We start from the raw sequence: 20583 nt of genomic DNA on the forward strand, positions 1-20583 counted from the left end.
GCCTGTCACCACAGCGCCAGGTCGTACGTGAGGTAGACCCGGTAGTTGTCACGATCGCTCGCATAGGTCGAGCGATACGTGGCCTTGCGCAACTCGATGCCTACGCCTTTGAAGGTGCTGTCCTGGATCACGTAGCGCAGGTTGGTGTCCGACTCCCACTCACGGGCTTCGCGGCCCTTGTAGTCACCGTTCTGGCCCTTGTAGTAACGGGTCATGAAGGTCAGGCCCGGCAGCACAGCGACCAAGTCGTAGTCATAACGCAGCATCCAGGTTTGCTCACCGGCCTGGATGAATTTGCCGACACCTGCGTTGCTGAAGGAATACACCGTCGACACGCTGGCGTAGGGCAACGCGGTATTGCCGGTGACTTTCTGATAACCCACGCCCAGCGCCTGCGGCCCTAGCCGGTAGGTGAACAACCCGCTGAACATGTCGCTGTCGACCTTGCCATTGCGTGCCTCGCCCGCTTCGTTGCTGATGAAGTAACGCAAGTCACTGGTCAGGCTGCCGGCCCCCACTGGCTGTTTATGCACCAGGCCAAAGAACTGCTGGCGATAGAATTCACGCATTTCGCCGTAGTACCAGGTGCCGCTCAGCTTGGGCGTGAAGGCGTAGGTAGCGCCGGCAAAATCAAAGTCGCTGCCCTTTTTGCCGCTGTAGCCCTGGGGATAAATATCCACGCTGTCGGTAGAGTTTCGCAGCTTGAACTTGTCCAGATGCCCGGCGTGCACGTACAGGTTACGGACGCCGCTGTACTCGACTTGAGTGCCCTGGAATGTTTGTGGCAACAGCCGGCCATCGTTGTACACCAGCACTGGAATCTTCGGCAGCAGCGTGCCGGTTTTCACCACGGCTTCACCGATGCGCATCTTCGCGGTCACGCCCAGGCTTGAGAATTCGCTGGCCGCGCGGCCATCGTCGTGCACCGGCAACAGCCCGGTGCCGGCATGGGCGCGGCTGGAGTCGAGCCGGATCCCCGACAACCCCAGCGCATCCAGGCCGAAACCCACCGTGCCTTCGGTATAACCCGATTGCAGGTTGAGCAAAAAGCCCTGGGCCCACTCCTTGCGGTCCTCGCCGCCGTCGCGGTAACCGTCGTTGAAATAGTAATTGCGCAAGGTCAATTTGCCGTGGGAATCCTCCCAGAAACCCTGGGCCATCAGTGCCGGTGACAGGCTCGCCAGCAAGCCCGTGCACACCACTCCTCCCCTCGTGAAAAGCTCACGCATAACCGTCTCCCGAATGCCGTATTGTGATTTTTTATGGGCAGTTGCTGCCTGCGATACGCTGGACGGCGCGTCGCATTGCGGCGGACACTAACGGCTCCTCGAACGCCCGGCAACGTTATGCGAGAAGCGCATCAGGCTATGCGCAAAGCCCTCAAACCACAGGAAAATCACGGTGAATCTCAAGCAGCTCGAAGCCTTCAAGGCGATCATGTCCACCGGTTCGACCATCGGTGCGGCGACCCGCATGGGCCTGTCGCAATCCGCGGTCAGCCGGTTGTTGAGCCAGCTGGAAGAGGCATTGGGTTTCGCGTTGTTCCTGCGCAAAAAAGGCCGCTTGATGGCGACCCCGGAGGCTGAAGAACTGCTCGCCGAAGTGGCCGGCCTGGTCGACGGCATGCAGCGTATCCAGCGCCTGGCAGATGAGATGCGCGTGGGCCGTTCGCGCAAGAGCCTGATCAAGGTCGGGGTGCCCACCAGCATGACCCAGGAGCTGCTGCCGCGGATCGTCGCCGAGTTTCTCAAGGGCCGGGAAGACATCGTCGTCGAGCTGCTGACCGGTTCCTACGACATGATCGAACGGGCCGTGCTCGACCGCTCCGCCGACCTCGGTTTTGTGCGCTTGCCTACCGAGATTCCCGACTTCGAGATTGAACCGGTGCTGGAAACCGAAGGCGTGTGCGTGATGCCCGCTGACCATCCGCTGACCCGCCACGCCTGCATCGAAGTGCACCACTTGCGGGACGTGCCGCTGGTAATGCTGGGCCGGCAACGGGCCCTGCGGGCGGAGTTGAACCAGGTGTTTCGCGCAGCCAACCTGACGCCACAGGTGCGGGTGGAAGTGCACTCGGTGGGCGCCGCGTGCAGCTTTGTCGCCGAGGGGTTGGGGGTGTCGATCGTCAATGGTTTGCTGGCCAGCCACTTCATGCATTTGCCGATTGTGGTCCGCCCGTTTCGACCGGCATTGCCCTATGCATTCGGCCTGGCGTTTCGCGCGGATGAACCCAGGTCCAAGGTGGTGACGGCGTTTGCCGAGCACCTCAAGCACCGCCTGGCCGCACAAAACGCATAGCCCAACCCAGCCCGCGCATAACGTTGTCGCCGTTAAAACTTTGCCCTAGTGTCCGCTCCACAAGTGTCACCCGACACAACAATAACAGCGCACACCGGGGCAGCCAGCATGACCGAACCGCAGATCGTCCGTACCCACTCGCCCACTGAAACGCCGGTGGAAAAACCCGCGCAGCGCAAGCAGATCAACCCGGCCATCACTCTGTTGAGCATCGTGCTGCTGGCTGTCGCCTTCACCTACGCGGTGAACTCGGGCAAGTTCCAGCGCCAGAACGGCCTGGTGGTTCCGGGCTCCTATCAGGTGCTGGAAAAGCACGACTCCCTGGGCCAACTGTTCTCCCTCGAACCGCGCAAGGCCAGCGATACGGTCGCTCGGCCGGTATCGTTGGTCGAGGGCTTCATGGCCATTCCCCAAGGCATCGAAAAACGCGCCGCGCTGATTTTCATGGTGCTGTTCATCGGTGGGATGTTCGGCGTGTTGAACAAGGCCGGTGTGATTGATGCCGGTCTTGAACGCCTGCTGGGGCTGACCCGGGGCAATATCTACGTGCTGGTGCCCAGCCTGATGCTGGTGTTTTCCGCCGGCAGCACCTTCATGGGCCTGGCCAAGGAATTCATCCTGATCGTGCCGTTGATGGTGGCCATGGCCAACCGCCTGGGGCTGTCGAACCTGATCGGCCTGGCCATCGTGGCCATCTCGGTGAAGATCGGCTACCTGGCCTCCATCTCCAACCCGGTAGCGCTGTCCGTGGCGCAGCCGATGGTGGGGCTACCGATTTTCAGCGGCCTGAGCATGCGCGTCCTGGCCTACTGCACGTTCCTGCTGGTGGGCATCGCGTTCGTACTGTGGAGTATCCGCAAGCACGGGTTTGATGCCAGCGCGCAGATCACCTTCGAACGCAAACCGCTGCCCCTGCGCCACCTGCTGAACCTGATCGTGCTGGGGGCCGGCATTGGTTTCCTGGTGTACGCCTCGAACCGCTGGGAGTGGAAATACCACGAGCTGTCGGCGTTCTACCTGCTGCTGACCGTGGCGTTCAGCGTAATCGCCGGCCTGGGTGCCAGCACCGCCGCCAGCGCCTTTGTCGACGGCATGAAAAAGGTGCTGATCGCCGGTGTGTTGATCGGCCTGGCGACCGCCGTGGAAATCATCCTCAGCACCGGCCAGGTGCTCGACACCATCGTCAACAGCCTCGCCAACCTGGTGGGCGATCATGGCCCGGTGGTCTCGGCCTACGGCATGTTCTTCGCACAACTGGGCCTGGATGTACTGATCCCGTCCACCTCGGGGCAGGCGGCGGTGACCATGCCGATCTTCGGGCCGCTGGGACAGCTCTCCGGCGTCAGCCCGCAAACCACGGTGTTCGCGTTTTTGATGGGCAACGGCCTGACCAACATGATCACCCCGACCTCCAGCGGCCTGTTGGTATTGCTGGCCACCGCCAACGTCGGCTGGGGCCAGTGGGCACGCTACATCCTGCCGCTGTTTCTGATCTATGCGGTGCTGGCGATGGTGTTGTTGGCCATTGCCGTAGGCACCGGGTACTGAACCCATGAGTGTTTTTCCCATGCAGACGTTGCACAACCAGATGATCGCCATGCGCGACGGCATCCACCTGGCCACCGATATCTACTTGCCCCACGGTCCAGGCCCTTTTCCGGTGGTGATCGAACGCACCCCGTACGACAAGAGCAAACCATCGCGCTCGGAAATCCAGCTCGACGGCCAGCATATTTCCCGCGAGCACATGGCCGCGCGGCTCACGGCCCAGGGCTTTGTCGCGATCTTCCAGGATTGCCGCGGGCGCTATGCCTCCGAAGGCGTGTTCACCAAATACACCGCAGAGGGCGAAGACGGTTGCGACACCCTGGCCTGGATCGTCGAGCAGCCGTGGTGCAACGGCAAGATTGGCAGCATGGGCCTGTCCTACGCCGCCCACACGCAACTGGCGATGGCCTGCCTGCATCCGCCGGGCCTCGCCAGCATGGTGCTGGACAGCGGCGGCTTCGCCAACGCCTACCAATGCGGGATTCGCCAGGGCGGCGCGCTGGAGCTCAAGCAAGCCACCTGGGCGTTTCGCCAGGCCAAGGAAAGCCCGGCGGCACTGGCGGATCCGAAGATCCTCGAAGCCCTCGAACAGGAAGACATCCACCAGTGGTTCAAGCGCATGCCGTGGCACGCCGGGCAATCGCCCCTGCGGCATGTGCCGGAGTACGAAGCCTATCTGCTGGAGCAGTGGGCCCAGGGCGACTTCGGCCCGTACTGGCAAGCACCGGGCATCTACGCCGAAGGGCATTACCACAATCTGCCGGATATCCCGGTGCTGTTCATGTCCAGTTGGTACGACGCCTATGTCAGTTCGACCCTCGCCAACTACGCGGCGTTTTGCGGCGGCAGTACGGCGCAGCATCAGTTGATCATGGGCCCCTGGCTGCATGGTGATCGCAATATCACTCACAGTGGCGATGCGGAATTTGGTGCGCCAGCGGCTTTCGACGGGCAGGTGGCGAAAGACTGGTTGAGCTGCCGCCTGGACTGGTTTGAACGCACCCTCAAGGGTTCGCCGCTGCCTGCACCCGCGGCGGTGAAGGTGTTCTTGATGGGCGGTGGCACCGGTGAGCGCGATCAACAGGGGCGCTTGCAACATGGCGGGCACTGGATCGACAGTCATCAATGGCCGCTACCGGATAGCCGGCAACTCACCCTGCACCTCACCGCACAACGCCAACTGCAACCTGAACCACCGACCACCGAGGGCCAGCTCAGCTACTGCGCCGACCCGGCCGATCCGGTGCCGACCATCGGTGGCGCCCTGACCTCCGGCGCGCCGATTTTTGTCGGCGGCGCTTTCGACCAACGCGAGCGGGCGGACTTCTTCGGTACCCGTGGCGACCAGCGCCCCCTGGCCGAGCGCAGCGATGTCTTAAGCTTCCAGACCGAGCCACTCAGCCACGACCTGATCGTCGCAGGCCCGCTGCGCGTAGAGCTATGGATCGACAGCGATGCGCCCGACACCGACTTCACCGCCAAACTGGTCGACGTCTACCCGGACGGCTACGCCATGAACATCACCGACGGCATCCTGCGGGCCCGCTACCGAAACACCTGGGAGCACCCCACCCTGCTGACCCCGGGTGAGCGGGTCAAGGTGGTGATCGAACCCTTCGCCACCTGCAATCTGTTCCAGCGCGGCCACCGGTTGCGCCTGGATATCGCCAGCAGCAACTTCCCGCGCTTTGACGTCAACCCCAACAGCGGCGAAGCACCCGGCCAGGCAGAACATCCCAGGGTGGCGCGCAACACGCTACACCTGAGTACCGATTGCCCGTCACGCCTGATACTGACCGTGGTCGAGGCCTTGAGTAACTAACTACCGCCATCCACACGCCGAGACTGCGCACCCTCAGGGACCATTGACTCCCTGAGGACCGGCCATGCCCGCCCAGCCCCCGAACACATCACCACTTACCCCGGAACAACTGAACGGCTACCTGCTGCAAATCGGTCATCGTCTACAGATTTTCCCCAACGGCCACGCACCGGCAGCGCAGTCTTCTACCGAGTTGCTGGAGGTGCAGGCATTGCACACCGCCCTGGCAGAAGAAAGCCGCTGGAGCCTGCAGAACGCACAAGTGCATTACACCGTCCCCGGCGACTGGGTGATCCAGGGCGAGCCCGGCCGGTTGAACCGCACGCGCATCAGCCAGGCATTGCACAAGAAGCTGGCCGCCCTGGAAATCGAACGGCGGCCCAACGGCCATCTACGCAAGAACTGGATACTCGACAGCCACCAGCCGATGCTGGAGGCCGAGGCCAGGCTGAAGGTCAAGGATCGCCTGCTCAGCCCTGCCGACCAGCTGCTGGTGACGAATATCGTCAGCGGCCCCGAGCTGCGCCCGGGTATCCATCGCCTGACGTTTCGCTACCGCCAGCAGACCATCGAGTTCGCCGGGGTGTTCGTCCTCACCCGCAGCCAAACACCGGCCACCCACCTGGAAATCGAGGACGGTGATGTGTTGCTGTTCACCCCTTCCCGAGGCCTGGAGGCTTTCACCTCGCTCAAACACCTGGACCGCACGCTGCAGGAGCGCATGAAGCAGTCGGCCTGGCGCCAGGAACTGCTGCAACACTTGCCGCGCCGTTACCAGCACTTGCGCGCGGCGAGTATCTGGCCGCTGGTGCCAGGCCCTATCGACAGCCTCCCGCTGAACGAACACACTTACAATGCCCTGCAGGACAAACAACATCAGGACATCGCGTTTGCCCTTGGCCTGGACGGCCACCCCGCGCCGACAGACGTCGCCAGAATGACCCTCGAACTGGACCAGGCGCTGCGCTGCTCGCCTTGGGACCTGTCCTCGCGCCTGGAACTGCGCGCGCAACAGTTACTGGAAAAACTGCTCCACGAATCCGCCCCCGACTGGTACCGCAGCGCCAATGAGGCCCAGCGCAAAACCCTCGCCGAACACCTGCGCACTTACGAACACCTCAGCCTGCAAGTGCTGGCGCTGCTCGGCCCGGCGGCCTCGCCCGAGGCCATGGCGCGCCTGCAATTGCTTGAGCACCTGGACGACGACCTGGATATCCAGGGCCTGATCCCCGAGCAACTGCAGATCAGCACCGAGCGCACCCTGAAGTCAGGCAACTCGTACAACCAGCACAACAACCTGGTGCAACTGGCGGTACGTGGCTTGCACCGTGGCGATGAACACGCCGGTTCCGAGTTTCTCGAGCACACCCAACTGACCTACGCCCAGCAGCCATTGCCGCCCGAGTTCCAGGACGTCACCCCGGCTTACCTCGCCGACCTGCTGGCCAAGGTTCAACCAAGCCTGACCTTCGCCGAAGAACAAAAGCGCGCCCACAGTTTGCCCGCCGTACAGGAAGCCATGCAGCAGATGCTCGACAGCCGCCTGCACGCGCTGGCCTACAGTGCGTCGTTGCAAAACCATATCAGCGCGGACGACTACGCACTGCTGCAAACCCTGAGTGAAGGCCCCTCGCCCACACTCACTGCCTGCTGCCTGTTCCTGCACAAGGCTCCGCTCAAGGACCTGTGGGTGCTGCGCCAGACCGATGCAACGGGCGCGGTCAAACGCTTGCTGCTGTGCACGCCTCACGCGCCTCGCGCCGAACAGTTCCAGGCCTTTGGCAGCGAGCGGGAATTGCAGGCGCATATCCTCGGCTGGAGCCAGGAGATAGCGTCCGCTCCCGATTCGCGCAGCATGAAAGACTACCTGCTTGAACAGTTGGTCAGCCGGATCCGGCCCAAATACAGCGCGATGCTTTCCGCCCTGGGTTTTACCCCGGCCAGCCTTGAGTATTTGATGATCAGTTTCGGCGCGCCCTCCACCTATGAGGCCTGCCTGGTGGAAATGAGCACCACGACGCTGGCCATGCAGGCCGATGAATACCTGTATCAGATGCCCAAGTGGCTGAGCCAGGCATCGGCAGCCGACCGACAGAAACTCGCCGATCTCAAGGAACAGGCACTGGGCGCGGCACAGGCCTACGCCGCAAGCCCGGGTAGCCCACAACAGTTTCCCGACTTCGACAGTTACTTGCACAAGGCGGCAAAAGCCGCCCTCAACCAACTGCTCGGCAACCCGATCCCGGCGGTAGACCCAAACCTCGTGGGCGTGATCACCCCGCGCGAACGCGTCAGCTACACCACGCTGTACCGCAACGGCTACGACGCCAGCCTGGGCTTTATCAACCCCGACGCCAGCACCACCGCGCAGTTCAAGGGACCGCCCGGCGTCGACCTGAGTCGACTCACCGCGCAAACGGTGAGCAACTCGGTCAGAGGCACCTGGATCGGTGATCGCTATGTCGCCGAGGTCGAGAAAACCCTGCTGGACCCGCAAGGCCCCCACTATGCATGGCGCCGCAACATGGCCCTGGAGGTTGCTCAACTGCACATGCACGTCGCCGCGCTTGAGTGCTGCCTGCAAGGCTGCCTGGCAACAGGCGACCTGGCCTGGCTGGAAAAAAGCATCGACAGCCTGGCCGATAACAGCGATGCCATGCGCAATCGGTATCGGCTCTATCCCCTGCACATCAGCGGGCAAGTGATCGATGGCTGCTACCTGTTCCACCACGCCAACGACCTGCCCCTGCTCTACACCCCGCACGCACCGGATGGCATCGCCTTCAGGCCGCAACGGGAATTCAACGAACGCCTGAAAAACCTTGAAGGCATGGACACCTACTACATCAGCCGGGTCGCCAGCGTTGAGCGCGCGGCGTTCGAGCCGAGGTTGCATGCGTTGGTGGCCGGCCTGCCGGCACAGCTCAAGGGGGTGTATTCCAAGCCGGTGTTCGACGAAGTGCCTCGCACCGCACTGCCGCTGAAGAAACTGCATTACCACACCTACGACAAAAAGCTGCGTCACCGTATCGACGAAGTCAAAAGCACCACCACCGGGCGCTTGCAGATGATCATGGAGCTGGTCAGCGTGATCGGCGAAATCACCATTGCCGTGCTGACCGCGCCCTTCCCGGCACTGAGCCTGGCCTTGGGCGGCTTGCTGGTGTTCAAGGATTCGATGCTCGCCCTGCATGCCTACAGCCGCAACGACACCGCCGCCGCGCTGGGACACTATCTGGGTGCGCTGCTCAATGCCGGCGGGACGTTGTTGACCGACCTGCGGCCCCTGCTGTTCGCCCCCGTCAAGCTCGCCCGTCCGCCGTTGCGCCATATTGCCCGGGTGACCAAGGACCAACAGGCCATGAGCTTGATCAAGCAACTGCAACCGCAACCCCCATTGCCCCAGGGCATGCAGCCCGTGCTGTTTGCCGGCGACAGCCTGTGGGCCTCGCACACCCCGGACAGCCTGGGGCGATTCCTGTTGTTTCGCTACGACAACACCAGCGGGCAATTGCGCTCCACCGGCAAGCTGGTGAACCAGACGGTGGACGGCCAGTGGCAGCGCTCCGGTGTCATCGGTGGCATGCCTGGCCCTGAAAGACTCGGCCAGCCCTATGAGTTGTCGGAAAAGTTTCGTCGCGACGTATCGGCTGTCATCGCCCCTGAGGACCGGTCGGCGCTGTTCCTGCAGATCGCCTACCTGGATCGAGACCTCAATACCCACAGCATCTGGATCTCGCGTCGGCAACTCGCCCCGGCACTCAAACAGCACCTGGACAACGTCAGGGCCCTGACGGATGACGCCGACGCGTTTTTTGCACGGTTGCCCGCCGTGGTTCCCCGGGCCGAAACCCTGAACCCGGCGCCAGACATTGCCCTGCGTGACTTGCTCAAGCTGCTGATCGATGACGCGCACCACCTGGTGGTAGGCGAGGCACCGTTTTCCACCGCGGCTAAACAGGTGCTGATCGAAAACATGCAGTACCTGCGCGAACTGAACGTGACGGTTCTCTATATCGAGCCGCTGTGGCGCGACATTCATCACTTGAAAACCCACTCACGGTTTTCCAGTGGTTTCTCGAAACGGGCCGAGGGCCAGCTCAAATCCATCGACAAGGAAAATTACCGCGACCCCGACGGGTTGCACGGCCACTGGATGCTGGTAAACACCGCCCAACAGCACGGAATTGAGGTCAGACCGTTGAACGCCTCAAGCTCCTACGACCTGGAAAACACCCTGTGCCTGTTTGATTCACGCCCGGCCCCGATTCGCGCCAACCGGCTGACCAACTTTTACTCCCACACCCTCATCAACGATGACCAGGCGAAAAAACCGGGCGAGCGCTGGGTAGCGTTGGTTGATCAAAAACGCATGAGCACCTATCGCGGCACGCCGGGCCTGGCCGACCTGCAAAAGAGCATTGCCCTGCGGGTCGACGACGCCTTCGACCAACCCACCCGAGTCATCGCGGATGTGGCCGGCGGCATTCCCGGCGATGCCCTGGCCAAGGGCGACCTGAAGCTGTCGTTGCACACGGCACGCCAACCGGCGCCGCACCCGGGGCCCTCGGTGGAGCGCTCACACGCGCTACGGCCAACGCGCCCTCTGCCTGTTGAGGCGCCGCGCCACTTCAGCACCTTTGACCTGCCCCATGAACACCTGGGCCTGATCAGCGAGGAAATCACCTTGCCGATAGGCACGCGTGAAGCGCTCTTCGCCACCGCCTACAGGGAGACCGCCAGCAGCCGTCGCGCGGCGCAAACCACCTTCGACCAGACCCGCAGAAAACTTCAGGATCAGGCCCAGGCGTTTTTTACCGAACACACACCGCCTGCTCGGGGAGCACTGCCTGCGGTCGACCCGACCCTGGATGAGGCGAAATTTATCGATCAACTGCTGGACACCGCCGATGGCCTGGTAGTCGGCGAAGCCCACGCCGGTACGTCGAGCAAAGGCTTCCTCAGCCGGCACATGGAATACCTGAAGGGCCCGCGAGAAGTAAAAACCCTGTACATGGAGCAACTCACCACCGAGCTGCATCAAGCCGACCTGGATATCGTCCACAGCCTGGGCTTTATGCCAGATGAACTGTGGAGCTACCTCAACGCATTGGACAAAGGCCACGGCGTACCGGCCGACAGCCCCTACGGTTTTGTCAGCCTGGTGCAGGTGGCGATGAAGCATAACGTGCGGATCCGCGCACTCGACTGTGTCGCCAGCTTGCGGGTGGACGGCATGCCCGGCTCCAGGACATCAATGTTCAACTACTTTGCGACCCAGGTGATCCGCGCCGACCAGCTTCAACAGGGGCCGCACAAGTGGGTCGCACTGGTGGGCGAAACGCACGCCAATACCCATCGCGGCGTGCCGGGCATTGCCGAGCTCAACAACGGCATCAGTCTGCTGCTGGACGATGTGCCGCCCGGCTCGGCCAGCGGCTTCGTGCGTGAGCCCGCCAGCGTCCAGGCGCTGCCGCGCGAGCAGCAATGGCCATTGGTGCGCTACGACTTCAAGAAAAACGTCGAAGTCGCCGGTGCGCCATTGCCGCTACCTGCCACGCCCGCACCCCCCCTCAGCCTCGAACAACGCCTGCGGCGCAAAGGCGACTATCTGCTTCAGCGCACCCTGGACGATGGGTTGGAGATGGTCCATAAAAACCGCGACGGCGTACTGGTCCACACCGCGTTGCAGCAGGATGCCAGGGGGCACTTCGTCAATCGCTGGAACCTGGATGACCGCCGTTTCAGCAGCAGGGAAGCGTTGATCAACATCATCACCACCAGCAAAAGAATGCGCCAAGTCCACTGATCCTCGCACCGCCCTCTGCATGAGGGCGGTGCGACCGCTCGTCGCTCACGTTCCATAAATCCTGCCCTCACGAAAAAACCGTTTCAGCTCTCGCCAGGGCTGCCGATACCTCCTGACTACCCATCGGCTGGTCGCTACTTCCAGCAACCGGATGTACCCGCAAATCTGTTCCTGGAGGAATGCGATGAATAGTTGGTTCGGCAACATCAGCGTCAATATGAAACTGGGCCTGGGCTTCGGCCTGGTACTGGTCCTCACCTCGATCCTCGCGCTCACCGGCTGGACCAGCCTGGGCGGCCTGATCGACCGCAGCAACTGGATGAGCGACATCACCCAGCTCAACGCTTCGCTGACCAAACTGCGCATCGTGCGCCTGCAATACATGTTGGCCAACGGCGACGAAGCCGTGGCGCAAAACGTGCAGACCAACCTCGACGGTTTTGTGGCCCAGCAACAGAAGCTGCTGGACAGCTTCAAGAGCCCGGACAACCTCAAGCTGCTCAATGAGCAAAAAGCGATCATCACCGCTTACCAGCAGTCCTTGAACAAAATGCGCGAGGCCTACCGCAACGGTAACGCCGCGCGCCAGGTCATGGGCGACAAGGCTGACATCGCCAATGCGCAGATCAGTGCCCTGGACGCCAGCGTGCGCCAGATGCCCGAGAGCACCGAGCGCTTTGCCCAGTTCGAGGCCGTGACCAGCGCCAAGGAACAGTTCCAGTTGGCCCGCTACGAAGTGCGCGGCTACACCGGCAACGTCAACGCCGAGACTGAAGCCCGCGCTGCCGCGCAGATCGAGAAAGCCATCGACGGTCTGAAAGGCCTGCACGCAGCGTTTGGCGCCAGCCAACAGCCTGCACTGACCGCCCTGGAAACCGCTCTCGGCGCCTATCGCAGCGCGGTGCAGAACTACAAGGCGGCCAACGCCAACATCGTCTCGGCCCGGGCAGAAATGACCACCCAGGGCACCGACATTGTCACCATCAGCGACAAGCTGTACGACATCCAGCTGCAACGTCGTGACGCCGAAAGCGCCCAGGCCCGCAGCCTGCAACTGATCAGCACATTGCTGGCCTTGCTGGTGGGCATCGTGGCGGCCGTGATCATCACCCGCCAGATCACCCGCCCACTGCGCGAGACCCTCGCCGTGGTGGAGCGCATCGCTTCCGGCGACCTGAGCCACAACATCCAGGTGACCCGCCGCGACGAACTCGGCGTGTTGCAGCAAGGCATCCAGCGCATGGGCACCACCCTGCGTGAACTGATCAGCGGCATCCGCGACGGCGTGACCCAGATCGCCAGCGCCGCCGAAGAGCTGTCGGCCGTGACCGAACAGACCAGTGCCGGGGTCAACAGCCAGAAGATCGAGACCGATCAAGTGGCCACCGCCATGCACGAGATGACCGCCACCGTGCAGGAAGTCGCACGCAACGCCGAACAAGCGTCCCAGGCTGCCTCGGCCGCCGACGGTGAAGCCCGTGCCGGTGACAAGGTGGTGGCCGAAGCCATCGCCCAGATCGAACGCCTGGCAGCTGAAGTGGCGCGCTCCACCGACGCCATGACGCACCTGCAACAAGAGAGCAACAAGATCGGCAGCGTGATGGACGTGATCAAGGCCGTGGCCGAGCAGACCAACCTGCTGGCGCTCAACGCCGCCATCGAAGCCGCCCGTGCCGGTGAAGCCGGTCGGGGTTTTGCGGTGGTCGCCGATGAGGTGCGCGGCCTGGCCCAGCGCACCCAGAAATCCACCGAAGAAATCGAAGGCCTGGTGGCCGGTTTGCAGAACGGCACCCAGCAAGTGGCCGCCGTGATGAACAACAGCCGCAGCCTCACCGACAGCAGCGTCGAACTGACGCGCAAGGCCGGTGTGTCACTGGAAAACATCACCCGTACGGTGTCGAATATCCAGTCGATGAACCAGCAGATCGCCGCAGCCGCCGAGCAGCAGAGTGCCGTGGCGGAAGAGATCAGCCGCAGTATCGTGAATGTGCGGGACGTGTCGGAGCAGACGGCAGCGGCCAGTGACGAGACGGCCAAGTCGAGTGTGGAACTGGCGCGTTTGGGCGGGCAGTTGCAACAGATGGTCAGCCATTTCCGGGTGTAAATCCCAGGTACAAAAAAGCCGCCCCGGTCGAAACCGGGGCGGCCCACTTCTCAGACCTTAACGGTCATCAAAGCTGTCCCGCAGGAATTTCCACACGTGATAAACACGCAGGGAGTTCACTACGAGGTCCCACGTACGTCGTGCAAACTTGGACATACTCGGCCCTCCATCAGTTGGGCCTACCTCCAGCGCACTTACCGGAACACGTGAGCCTTCGGACGCAGGTCAATGCTTCCAGTGAGGCGGCCGGGCTTTGGGTCCTCCCGCATGAATCCGGCACGGATTACTAGCCCGTGGCGTTCGGTCCATAAATTCGCGCGCGTACCCAGCCCACCTACAAACGACATACACAGAACGGGGGCGATACTAACGAACATCCCGCTCAAAGGTGTGACCTGGGAGAACTAATCCACCGGTAACGCTCCAAGAATTTATTGCCAGTTTTTGCAGTCGTCCTTAAATAGCGTAGATCTCAAAGAACTGAAAACACCGAGTGACACCAGGCCTTGCGTGATGCCTGAACCGACAGTAGTATCCGGTCAGCAGGTCAATGCTTCCGGTGAGGCGCAACCCCAGCCGCGAACTGGGATTGCAATAAAAAACCGCCCTACTAAGGCGGTTTTTTATTGCCTGCGATTTATGCGCGCAGCCTCAGCTGCTGACTTCTTCAACAAACACCAACCGGTTCCCAGACGGGTCGCTGATGCTCATCTCGCGGCTGCCCCACGGCGTGTCTTCAATACCGGGCTTGGCGTTGCGGTAATGCTTGGCCAGCAACTGTTGCTGGTACGCTTCCAGCCCTTGGGCCTGAATCCGCACCGCCGCACCTGGCGTGCAATCGCCATGGTGCTCGGACAAGTGCAGCACGCAGTCCCCCAGCGACACCTGCAGGTACAGCGGAAAGTTGTCTTCAAACCGGTGCTGCCAATCGACCTTGAACCCCAGGAAGTCGACGTAGAACTCCAACGTTTTGGCCTCGTCGAAACTGCGCAAGATGGGGGTGACTTTTCCTAAGTGCATGGCGATTGCTCCGTGTTTGAGAGCGGCCACTATACGGCCGCAAACCCGTTTCGCAAATCCCCACTGCGCGCCAGGAATCGTCCGGGACGCTGCCCGTTGGCCTGCCCGTCGCTGTAGCTGAGCACGCCGTTAACCCACACACCGTCAATCCCTTCCGCCGCGCGCTGCGGCTCTTTGAAGTCCGCCACATCCCGCACCCGCAACGGATCAAACAGCACCAGATCGGCCCAGTGTCCTTCACGGATTTCACCGCGCTCGGCCAAGCCAAAGCGCGCTGCCGACAGTCCGGTCATCTTGTGCACGGCGGTGTGCAGCGGGAACAAGCCAAGGTCCCGGCTGAAATGCCCCAGTACCCGGGGAAACGCGCCCCACAGACGTGGATGAGGAAACGGATCTTCCGGCAAACCATCCGAGCCAATCATCGACAGCGGATGCGCCAGGATGCGCTGCACGTCGGTCTCGTCCATCCCGTAATACACCGCCCCGGCGGGTTGCAGGCGGCGGGCGGCGTCCATCAGCGGCACCGCCCACTCGGCGGCGATATCCTGCAGATCCCGCCCGCCCATTTCCGGATGCGGCGCAGACCAGGTGATGGTGATGCGAAACGCATCGGTGACTTGCTTGAGGTCCAGGGTCGAAGAGCTGGCCGCATACGGGTAGCAATCGCAGCCCACCGGGTGGGTCTTCGCCGCGTGTTCCAGCGAGGCCAACAACTGCGGACTGCGCCCCCAGTTACCGGCGCCCGCGCACTTGAGGTGGGAAATGATCACCGGCGCCTTGGCATGCCGGCCGATCAGAAAAGCCTCGTCCATCGCCTCCAGCACCGGTTCGAATTCGCTGCGCAAATGGGTGGTGTACACCGCGCCATACGCCGTCAGTTCTTCACTCAACTGCAGCACTTCATCGGTCTCGGCGTTGAAGGCGCTGGCGTATGCAAGCCCGGTGGATAAACCCAGGGCACCGTCCGCCAGACTCTCCTGCAACTGCACGCGCATCGCGGTGATTTCACCCGGCGTGGCGGTACGGTGCAGGTCGTCCATATGGTTGCTGCGCAGCGCGGTGTGGCCGATCAGCGCCGCCACATTGACGGCCGGGTGGGCGTTTTCCACCGCCGCGCGGTAATCGCTGAACCGTGGGTAGGCAAAGGCCTCGGCGGTGCCCAGCAGGTTCATCGGGTCCGGCGGATCAGCCTGCAAGCTCACGGGCGAGGCGCTGATGCCGCAGTTGCCGACAATCACCGTGGTCACGCCCTGGCTCAGCTTGGGCAGCATCTGCGGGTGACGGATCACCACCGTGTCGTCGTGGGTGTGCACGTCGATAAACCCCGGCGCCAATACGCGCCCGGCAGCGTCGATTTCATGCTCGGCGCTGTCCCGGGACAGGTCGCCGATCTTCTCGATACGGCCCTCGTGCACTGCCACATCGGCTACATAGCCGGGGGTGTTGCTGCCATCAATGATCAGCGCCTGGCGGATCAGCGTGTGGTACTTCATCTCAATCTCCAAGCGGCAGGCTGTCAGGGCCGCCGCGATAATCGTCCAGGGCCAGCTTGATCCGTCGCAGGCGTTCCTGGTTGTCGTCCGGCATGGCCAAGGCCAGCTCGGTAGCGAGCACATCGATGGCCAACAGCATTCCGTAGCGCGCCGCCGTTGGCTTGTAGATAAAACTGGTTTCGGCCGGTTGCAGCGGCAGCAGCACATCGGCCAACTGCGCCAGCGGAGAATCCGGCAGGGTGATGGCGATGATTTTTGCGCCGTAGTTGCGTGCCAGCGCCACCACGCCCAATACCTCCGGGGTGATGCCGGTCAGCGAGCAGACGATCAGCGCATGCTCCGGGCCCAGGGTGGCGGCGGTCACGCGCATCATCACCGGGTCGTGGCAGGCGTTGATCGCGTAGCCCAGGCGCACCAGGCGCACTTGCAACTCGTCGCTGCACAGGCTCGACGGCCCGCCCATGCCGAACGCGTGGATCATCCGCGCATTGCCCAGCAGGCTCACGGCGTCGACAAAACTGCGCTGGTTGAAACCGGACAGGTGCCGGCGCAACGTCGCCTCGATATCGCTGAGAATCTGCCGGTGAAACGCCGACTGCTCCGGCAGGCCCGCCGGGTCGAGGAAACGGCTGCCGACACCGCTGGCCTGGGCCAGTTGCAGGCGCAGGTCACGCAGGTCGCGGCAGCCGACGCTGCGGGCAAAACGCGACAAGGTGGCGGTGCTGACCTCGGCCCGTTGGGACAATTCTTCCAGGCTGGCGGACGCTGCAAAGCCGACATCATCGAGCATCAGCTTGGCGATACGCCCTTCGCCGGCGCTGAAGGAATCCTGGCGGGCGCGGATCTGGTAGAGGATGTCCATCGGTTCGGCTCCGGGTTACAAGATGCAGGACAAACCATAAGTCAGACCGAAGGCGACCACCGAAATCAGGGTCTCCAGCACGGTCCAGGTCTTGAAGGTCTGGATCACCGTCATATTGAAGTATTCCTTGATCAGCCAGAAGCCGCCGTCGTTTACGTGGGAAAAGATTACCGAACCCGCGCCGGTGGCAAGCACCAGCAATTCCGGGTGTGGATAACCCAGGCCCATCGCAACCGGTGCGACCACGCCTGAGGCCGTGGTCATGGCCACGGTGGCCGAGCCGGTGGCGATGCGCATCAGCGCGGCGAACAGCCAGCCCATCACCAAAGGCGACAGGTTGAAGGCGTGGGCCAGGCCGAGGATCTCATTGGTGACGCCGGCGTCCACCAGAATCCGGTTCAAACCACCGCCCGCGCCCACCAGCAAGGTGATGCTGGCGGTCGGTGCCAGGCATTCGTTGGTGAACTTGAGGATCGATTCGCGGTTGAAACCCTGGGCCAGGCCGAGGGTCCAGAAGCTCACCAGGGTCGCCACCAGCAGCGCAATCACCGAGTTACCGATAAACAACAGGAACTGGTTAAAGGCGGTGCCCGGTGTGGAAATCAGGTTGGCCCAGCCGCCGATCATCATCAGCACCACCGGTAACAGGATGGTGCCCATGGTCAGGGCGAAACTCGGCAGGCGGGTGCGCGGCGCGCGGTCGATGAACTGGCGTTCCAGCGGGTTTTCCGCGGGCAGGTGAATGTGCGGCACGATAAATTTGGCGTACAGCGGGCCGGCAATGATCGCGGTGGGTATGCCGATCAAAATCGCATACAGCACCGTCTGCCCGACCGAGGCGTTATAGGCCAGCACCGCCATCATCGCCGCCGGATGCGGCGGCACCAGCGCATGCACCACCGACAAGCCGGCCACCATCGGCAGGCCGACCATCAGGATCGACACGCCCACCCGCCGCGCCACGGTAAACGCGATCGGCACCAGCAACACAAAACCGACCTCGAAAAACAGCGGCAGCCCCACCAGGAACGCGATACAGACCATTGCCCAGTGCGCGTTACGCTCGCCGAACCGGTTGATCAGCGTGCGCGCCACCTGCTCGGCGCCACCGGACTCGGCCATCATCTTGCCGAGCATGGTGCCCAGCGCGACCACCAGCGCAATATGCCCCAGCGTCTTGCCGACGCCCGCCTCGTAGGAGCCCATGATCGTGTCCGCCGGCATCCCGGCCAACAGCGCCAGGCCGATAGACACCAGGGTGATGACGATAAACGGGTTGAGCCGGTAACGCGCGATCAATACGATCAATGCAATGATGGCGATGGCGGCGTAGATCAACAGCCAATACCCCGGTGATGCGGCCATGCGGTACTCCTCGGAAAGGGTCACGTCGAATAGGTTGTGAAAGTCATAAATCATTACCGAGGTGCATTTTCAATTTTTATGAAAGTAATTTTCGCCCACAGACAAGCCCTGTCGCGCAGGGATATGCCCAGGGTCAGTGGATGAAAATTCGGGGGGCGTTCTTACATGAAGATCGCCGGGGCTGGAAACTCAACTGCGCAGGCCGAGTCTTAGACTGCACACCGACTCATGACCAGGAAAACCCAGAATGAATCGTAACCCCCTGCTTGTTCCTTTCGCCGCCGGCGCACTGTTGCTGGCCTTGTGCGGCACGGCCTCGGCCGATGAGAACCCGGCACTGAAAAAATGCATGGACGGCGCCAACACCACCGCCGACATGGTCGATTGCAACGCCAAGGAAACCAAGGTGCAGGACGCGCGCCTGAATACCGCCTACAAAACCGCGATGACGGCGATGGAAGGCAACCGCAAGCAGCAGTTGCAGGACGTCCAGCGCCAGTGGCTCAAGTTTCGCGATGCCAATTGCGGCTTCATCGGCTCGGCCACCGGCGGCACCATTGATCAGGTCAACGGCTCCGGCTGCGTGCTGGACATGACCCAGACCCGCGCCCAGGAACTGGAAAACCTGGTCGGACCATGATCGTTCCCACGCTCTGCGTGGGAATGCATCCTGTGACGCTCCGCGTCACGATTTTAAGAGCGGACGCGGAGCGTCCAAAGCGGCGTTCCCACGCAGAGCGTGGGAACGATCATCGCACTTCAACAACGGTCAGTCGTGCTGCACCCGGGCCCGCTTGAGCAGTTTGCGGCAGCGCTCGGACAGGTGCAGTACCCGCAAATGCTTGCCGGCCTTGGTGTAGCGCTCGCGCAAGGTCATCAACGCAGCAATCGCCGAATAGTCGACGAAGCTCAAGTGACGGCAATCCAGCGTCACCTGGGCCGGGTCGTTGGCCGGATCGAAGCGATTCAAAAACGGCGTGGTCGAGGCAAAAAACAGCGTGCCGTGCACCCGATAGAGTTTGCTGCCGTCCGCTTCCATATGCTCATCCGCGTACAGCTCGCGCGCCTGCTGCCAGGCGAAGTTCAGCGCCGCAATCACAATCCCGCACAGCACCGCCGTCGCCAGGTCGGTGAACACGGTAATCACCGTCACCGCCATGATCACCAGCACGTCGTTGAGCGGCACCTTGTTGATCACCCGCAGGGACGCCCAGGCAAAGGTCTGCTGGGACACCACAAACATCACCCCCACCAGCGCCGCCAGCGGAATGCGCTCGATCAGCGGTGACAGAAACAGAATGAACAACAGGATCATCACCCCGGCAAATACCCCGGAGAAACGCCCGCGCCCGCCGGAGCTGAGGTTGATCACGGTTTGCCCGATCATCGCGCAGCCGCCCATGCCGCCGAACAATCCGGAGACCATATTCGCCGCGCCCAGGGCCACGCTTTCACGGTCCGGGTAGCCGCGGGTTTCAGTGATTTCGTCGGTGAGGTTGAGGGTCAGCAGGGTTTCCAGCAGGCCGACCATGGCCATCAGGATCGCGTAGGGCGCGATGATGTGCAGGGTTTCGAGGGTCCAGGGGATCTGTGGCAGCGCGAAGGTCGGCAGGCCGCCGGCGATGTGGGCCATGTCGCCCAGGGTGCGGGTCGGCAGGCCGAGCAGGTACACCGCCAGGCCTACGCCGAGGATCGCCACCAGGGCTGGCGGTACGGCGCGGGTCAGGCGCGGCAGCAGGTAGACGATGGCCATGGTGGCCGCGACCAGCCCGGTCATTACGTACAGCGGCGTGCCGCTGAGCCAGGTGTCACCGCTCTTGAAATGCTCCAGCTGCGCCAGGGCAATGATGATCGCCAGGCCGTTGACGAACCCGAGCATCACCGGGTGCGGCACCATGCGCACCAGCTTGCCCAGGCGCAACAGGCCGAAGGCGACCATGATCAACCCGCCCAGCAACACCGTGGCCAGCAGGTACTGCACGCCGTGCTGCACCACCAGCGCGACGATCACCACCGCCATCGAGCCGGCGGCACCGGAGACCATGCCGGGCCGGCCGCCGAACAGCGCGGTGAGGGTGCAGATGATGAATGCGCCGTAAAGGCCCATCAGCGGGTTGAGGTGAGCCACCAGGGCAAAGGCGATGCATTCGGGCAGCAAGGCAAAAGACGTGGTGAGTCCGGCCAGGGCGTCGGCGCGCAGACGGGTGAGGTTCATTGAAGTACCGGGGAGTTGCGGGGGATAAGGCTGGGGATGGTACGGAA

At 62.6% G+C, this 20583-nt stretch carries 11 protein-coding genes and 2 pseudogenes; 7 read left to right on the forward strand and 6 right to left on the reverse strand.

The window, feature by feature from the left end; genetic code table 11:
• Positions 1–5: 5 nt before the first annotated feature.
• On the reverse strand, positions 6–1229 hold the full coding sequence (locus tag HX786_RS21335; RefSeq protein ID WP_178912557.1) for an OprD family porin: 1224 nt from the start codon (positions 1227–1229) through the stop codon (positions 6–8).
• A gap of 172 nt (positions 1230–1401) precedes the next feature.
• Between HX786_RS21335 and HX786_RS21340 the strand changes: the two genes are divergently transcribed.
• The 6 genes and pseudogenes from HX786_RS21340 to HX786_RS32350 all read left to right on the forward strand — a co-directional run.
• The gene (locus tag HX786_RS21340; protein WP_177040610.1) at positions 1402–2298 is read left to right on the forward strand and encodes a LysR family transcriptional regulator; all 897 of its coding nucleotides are present in this window, start codon (positions 1402–1404) and stop codon (positions 2296–2298) included.
• Positions 2299–2406: 108 nt separating this feature from the next.
• On the forward strand, positions 2407–3846 hold the full coding sequence (locus tag HX786_RS21345; RefSeq protein ID WP_178912558.1) for a YfcC family protein: 1440 nt from the start codon (positions 2407–2409) through the stop codon (positions 3844–3846).
• A 19-nt stretch (positions 3847–3865) separates the two neighbouring features.
• The gene (locus HX786_RS21350; protein ID WP_178912561.1) at positions 3866–5668 is read left to right on the forward strand and encodes a CocE/NonD family hydrolase; all 1803 of its coding nucleotides are present in this window, start codon (positions 3866–3868) and stop codon (positions 5666–5668) included.
• 64 nt (positions 5669–5732) lie between these two features.
• On the forward strand, positions 5733–11477 hold the full coding sequence (locus HX786_RS21355) for a membrane-targeted effector domain-containing toxin (RefSeq protein WP_178912559.1): 5745 nt from the start codon (positions 5733–5735) through the stop codon (positions 11475–11477).
• A 217-nt stretch (positions 11478–11694) separates the two neighbouring features.
• Positions 11695–12726, forward strand: a pseudogene (locus HX786_RS32345) (methyl-accepting chemotaxis protein); the annotation flags it as partial.
• A 258-nt stretch (positions 12727–12984) separates the two neighbouring features.
• Positions 12985–13581, forward strand: a pseudogene (locus tag HX786_RS32350) (methyl-accepting chemotaxis protein); the annotation flags it as partial.
• 651 nt (positions 13582–14232) lie between these two features.
• Here HX786_RS32350 and HX786_RS21365 read toward each other — a convergent pair.
• From HX786_RS21365 to HX786_RS21380, 4 genes are read right to left on the reverse strand one after another with little or no spacing between them, the layout of a single operon-like run.
• Positions 14233–14601 (reverse strand): glyoxalase superfamily protein, encoded by a 369-nt coding sequence (locus HX786_RS21365; RefSeq protein ID WP_003212279.1) that lies wholly within the window; start codon positions 14599–14601, stop codon positions 14233–14235.
• Between the two features lie 29 nt (positions 14602–14630).
• Positions 14631–16094, reverse strand: a complete 1464-nt coding sequence (locus HX786_RS21370; RefSeq protein WP_177106179.1) for an amidohydrolase family protein — start codon at positions 16092–16094, stop codon at positions 14631–14633.
• 1 nt (position 16095) lies between these two features.
• Positions 16096–16956: a MurR/RpiR family transcriptional regulator gene (locus HX786_RS21375; RefSeq protein WP_003212283.1), complete on the reverse strand. Its 861-nt coding sequence runs from the start codon at positions 16954–16956 to the stop codon at positions 16096–16098.
• 15 nt (positions 16957–16971) lie between these two features.
• Positions 16972–18375: a gluconate:H+ symporter gene (locus HX786_RS21380; protein WP_177028361.1), complete on the reverse strand. Its 1404-nt coding sequence runs from the start codon at positions 18373–18375 to the stop codon at positions 16972–16974.
• Positions 18376–18568: 193 nt separating this feature from the next.
• On the opposite strand from HX786_RS21380, the gene HX786_RS21385 reads away from it, so the two are divergent.
• Positions 18569–18961, forward strand: a complete 393-nt coding sequence (locus HX786_RS21385) for a lysozyme inhibitor LprI family protein (RefSeq protein ID WP_003212286.1) — start codon at positions 18569–18571, stop codon at positions 18959–18961.
• Between the two features lie 129 nt (positions 18962–19090).
• Here HX786_RS21385 and HX786_RS21390 read toward each other — a convergent pair whose 3' ends face one another.
• Entirely contained in the window at positions 19091–20536 is a 1446-nt protein-coding gene (locus tag HX786_RS21390; RefSeq protein ID WP_087693438.1) for a SulP family inorganic anion transporter, read from the reverse strand.
• Between the last annotated feature and the right edge of the window lie 47 nt (positions 20537–20583).

Source organism: Pseudomonas sp. 21615526 (genome assembly GCF_013386245.1).
In the GTDB taxonomy this organism is placed as follows: domain Bacteria; phylum Pseudomonadota; class Gammaproteobacteria; order Pseudomonadales; family Pseudomonadaceae; genus Aquipseudomonas.

What these genes read in the sequence shown, in the direction of transcription:
- HX786_RS21335 (WP_178912557.1), bottom strand. Translation starts at nt 1,229, where the DNA reads ATGCGTGAGCTTTTCACGAGGGGAGGAGTGGTGTGCACGGGCTTGCTG.
- HX786_RS21345 (WP_178912558.1), top strand. Translation starts at nt 2,407, where the DNA reads ATGACCGAACCGCAGATCGTCCGTACCCACTCGCCCACTGAAACGCCG.
- HX786_RS21350 (WP_178912561.1), top strand. Translation starts at nt 3,866, where the DNA reads ATGCAGACGTTGCACAACCAGATGATCGCCATGCGCGACGGCATCCAC.
- HX786_RS21355 (WP_178912559.1), top strand. Translation starts at nt 5,733, where the DNA reads ATGCCCGCCCAGCCCCCGAACACATCACCACTTACCCCGGAACAACTG.
- HX786_RS21365 (WP_003212279.1), bottom strand. Translation starts at nt 14,601, where the DNA reads ATGCACTTAGGAAAAGTCACCCCCATCTTGCGCAGTTTCGACGAGGCC.
- HX786_RS21370 (WP_177106179.1), bottom strand. Translation starts at nt 16,094, where the DNA reads ATGAAGTACCACACGCTGATCCGCCAGGCGCTGATCATTGATGGCAGC.
- HX786_RS21375 (WP_003212283.1), bottom strand. Translation starts at nt 16,956, where the DNA reads ATGGACATCCTCTACCAGATCCGCGCCCGCCAGGATTCCTTCAGCGCC.
- HX786_RS21380 (WP_177028361.1), bottom strand. Translation starts at nt 18,375, where the DNA reads ATGATTTATGACTTTCACAACCTATTCGACGTGACCCTTTCCGAGGAG.
- HX786_RS21385 (WP_003212286.1), top strand. Translation starts at nt 18,569, where the DNA reads ATGAATCGTAACCCCCTGCTTGTTCCTTTCGCCGCCGGCGCACTGTTG.
- HX786_RS21390 (WP_087693438.1), bottom strand. Translation starts at nt 20,536, where the DNA reads ATGAACCTCACCCGTCTGCGCGCCGACGCCCTGGCCGGACTCACCACG.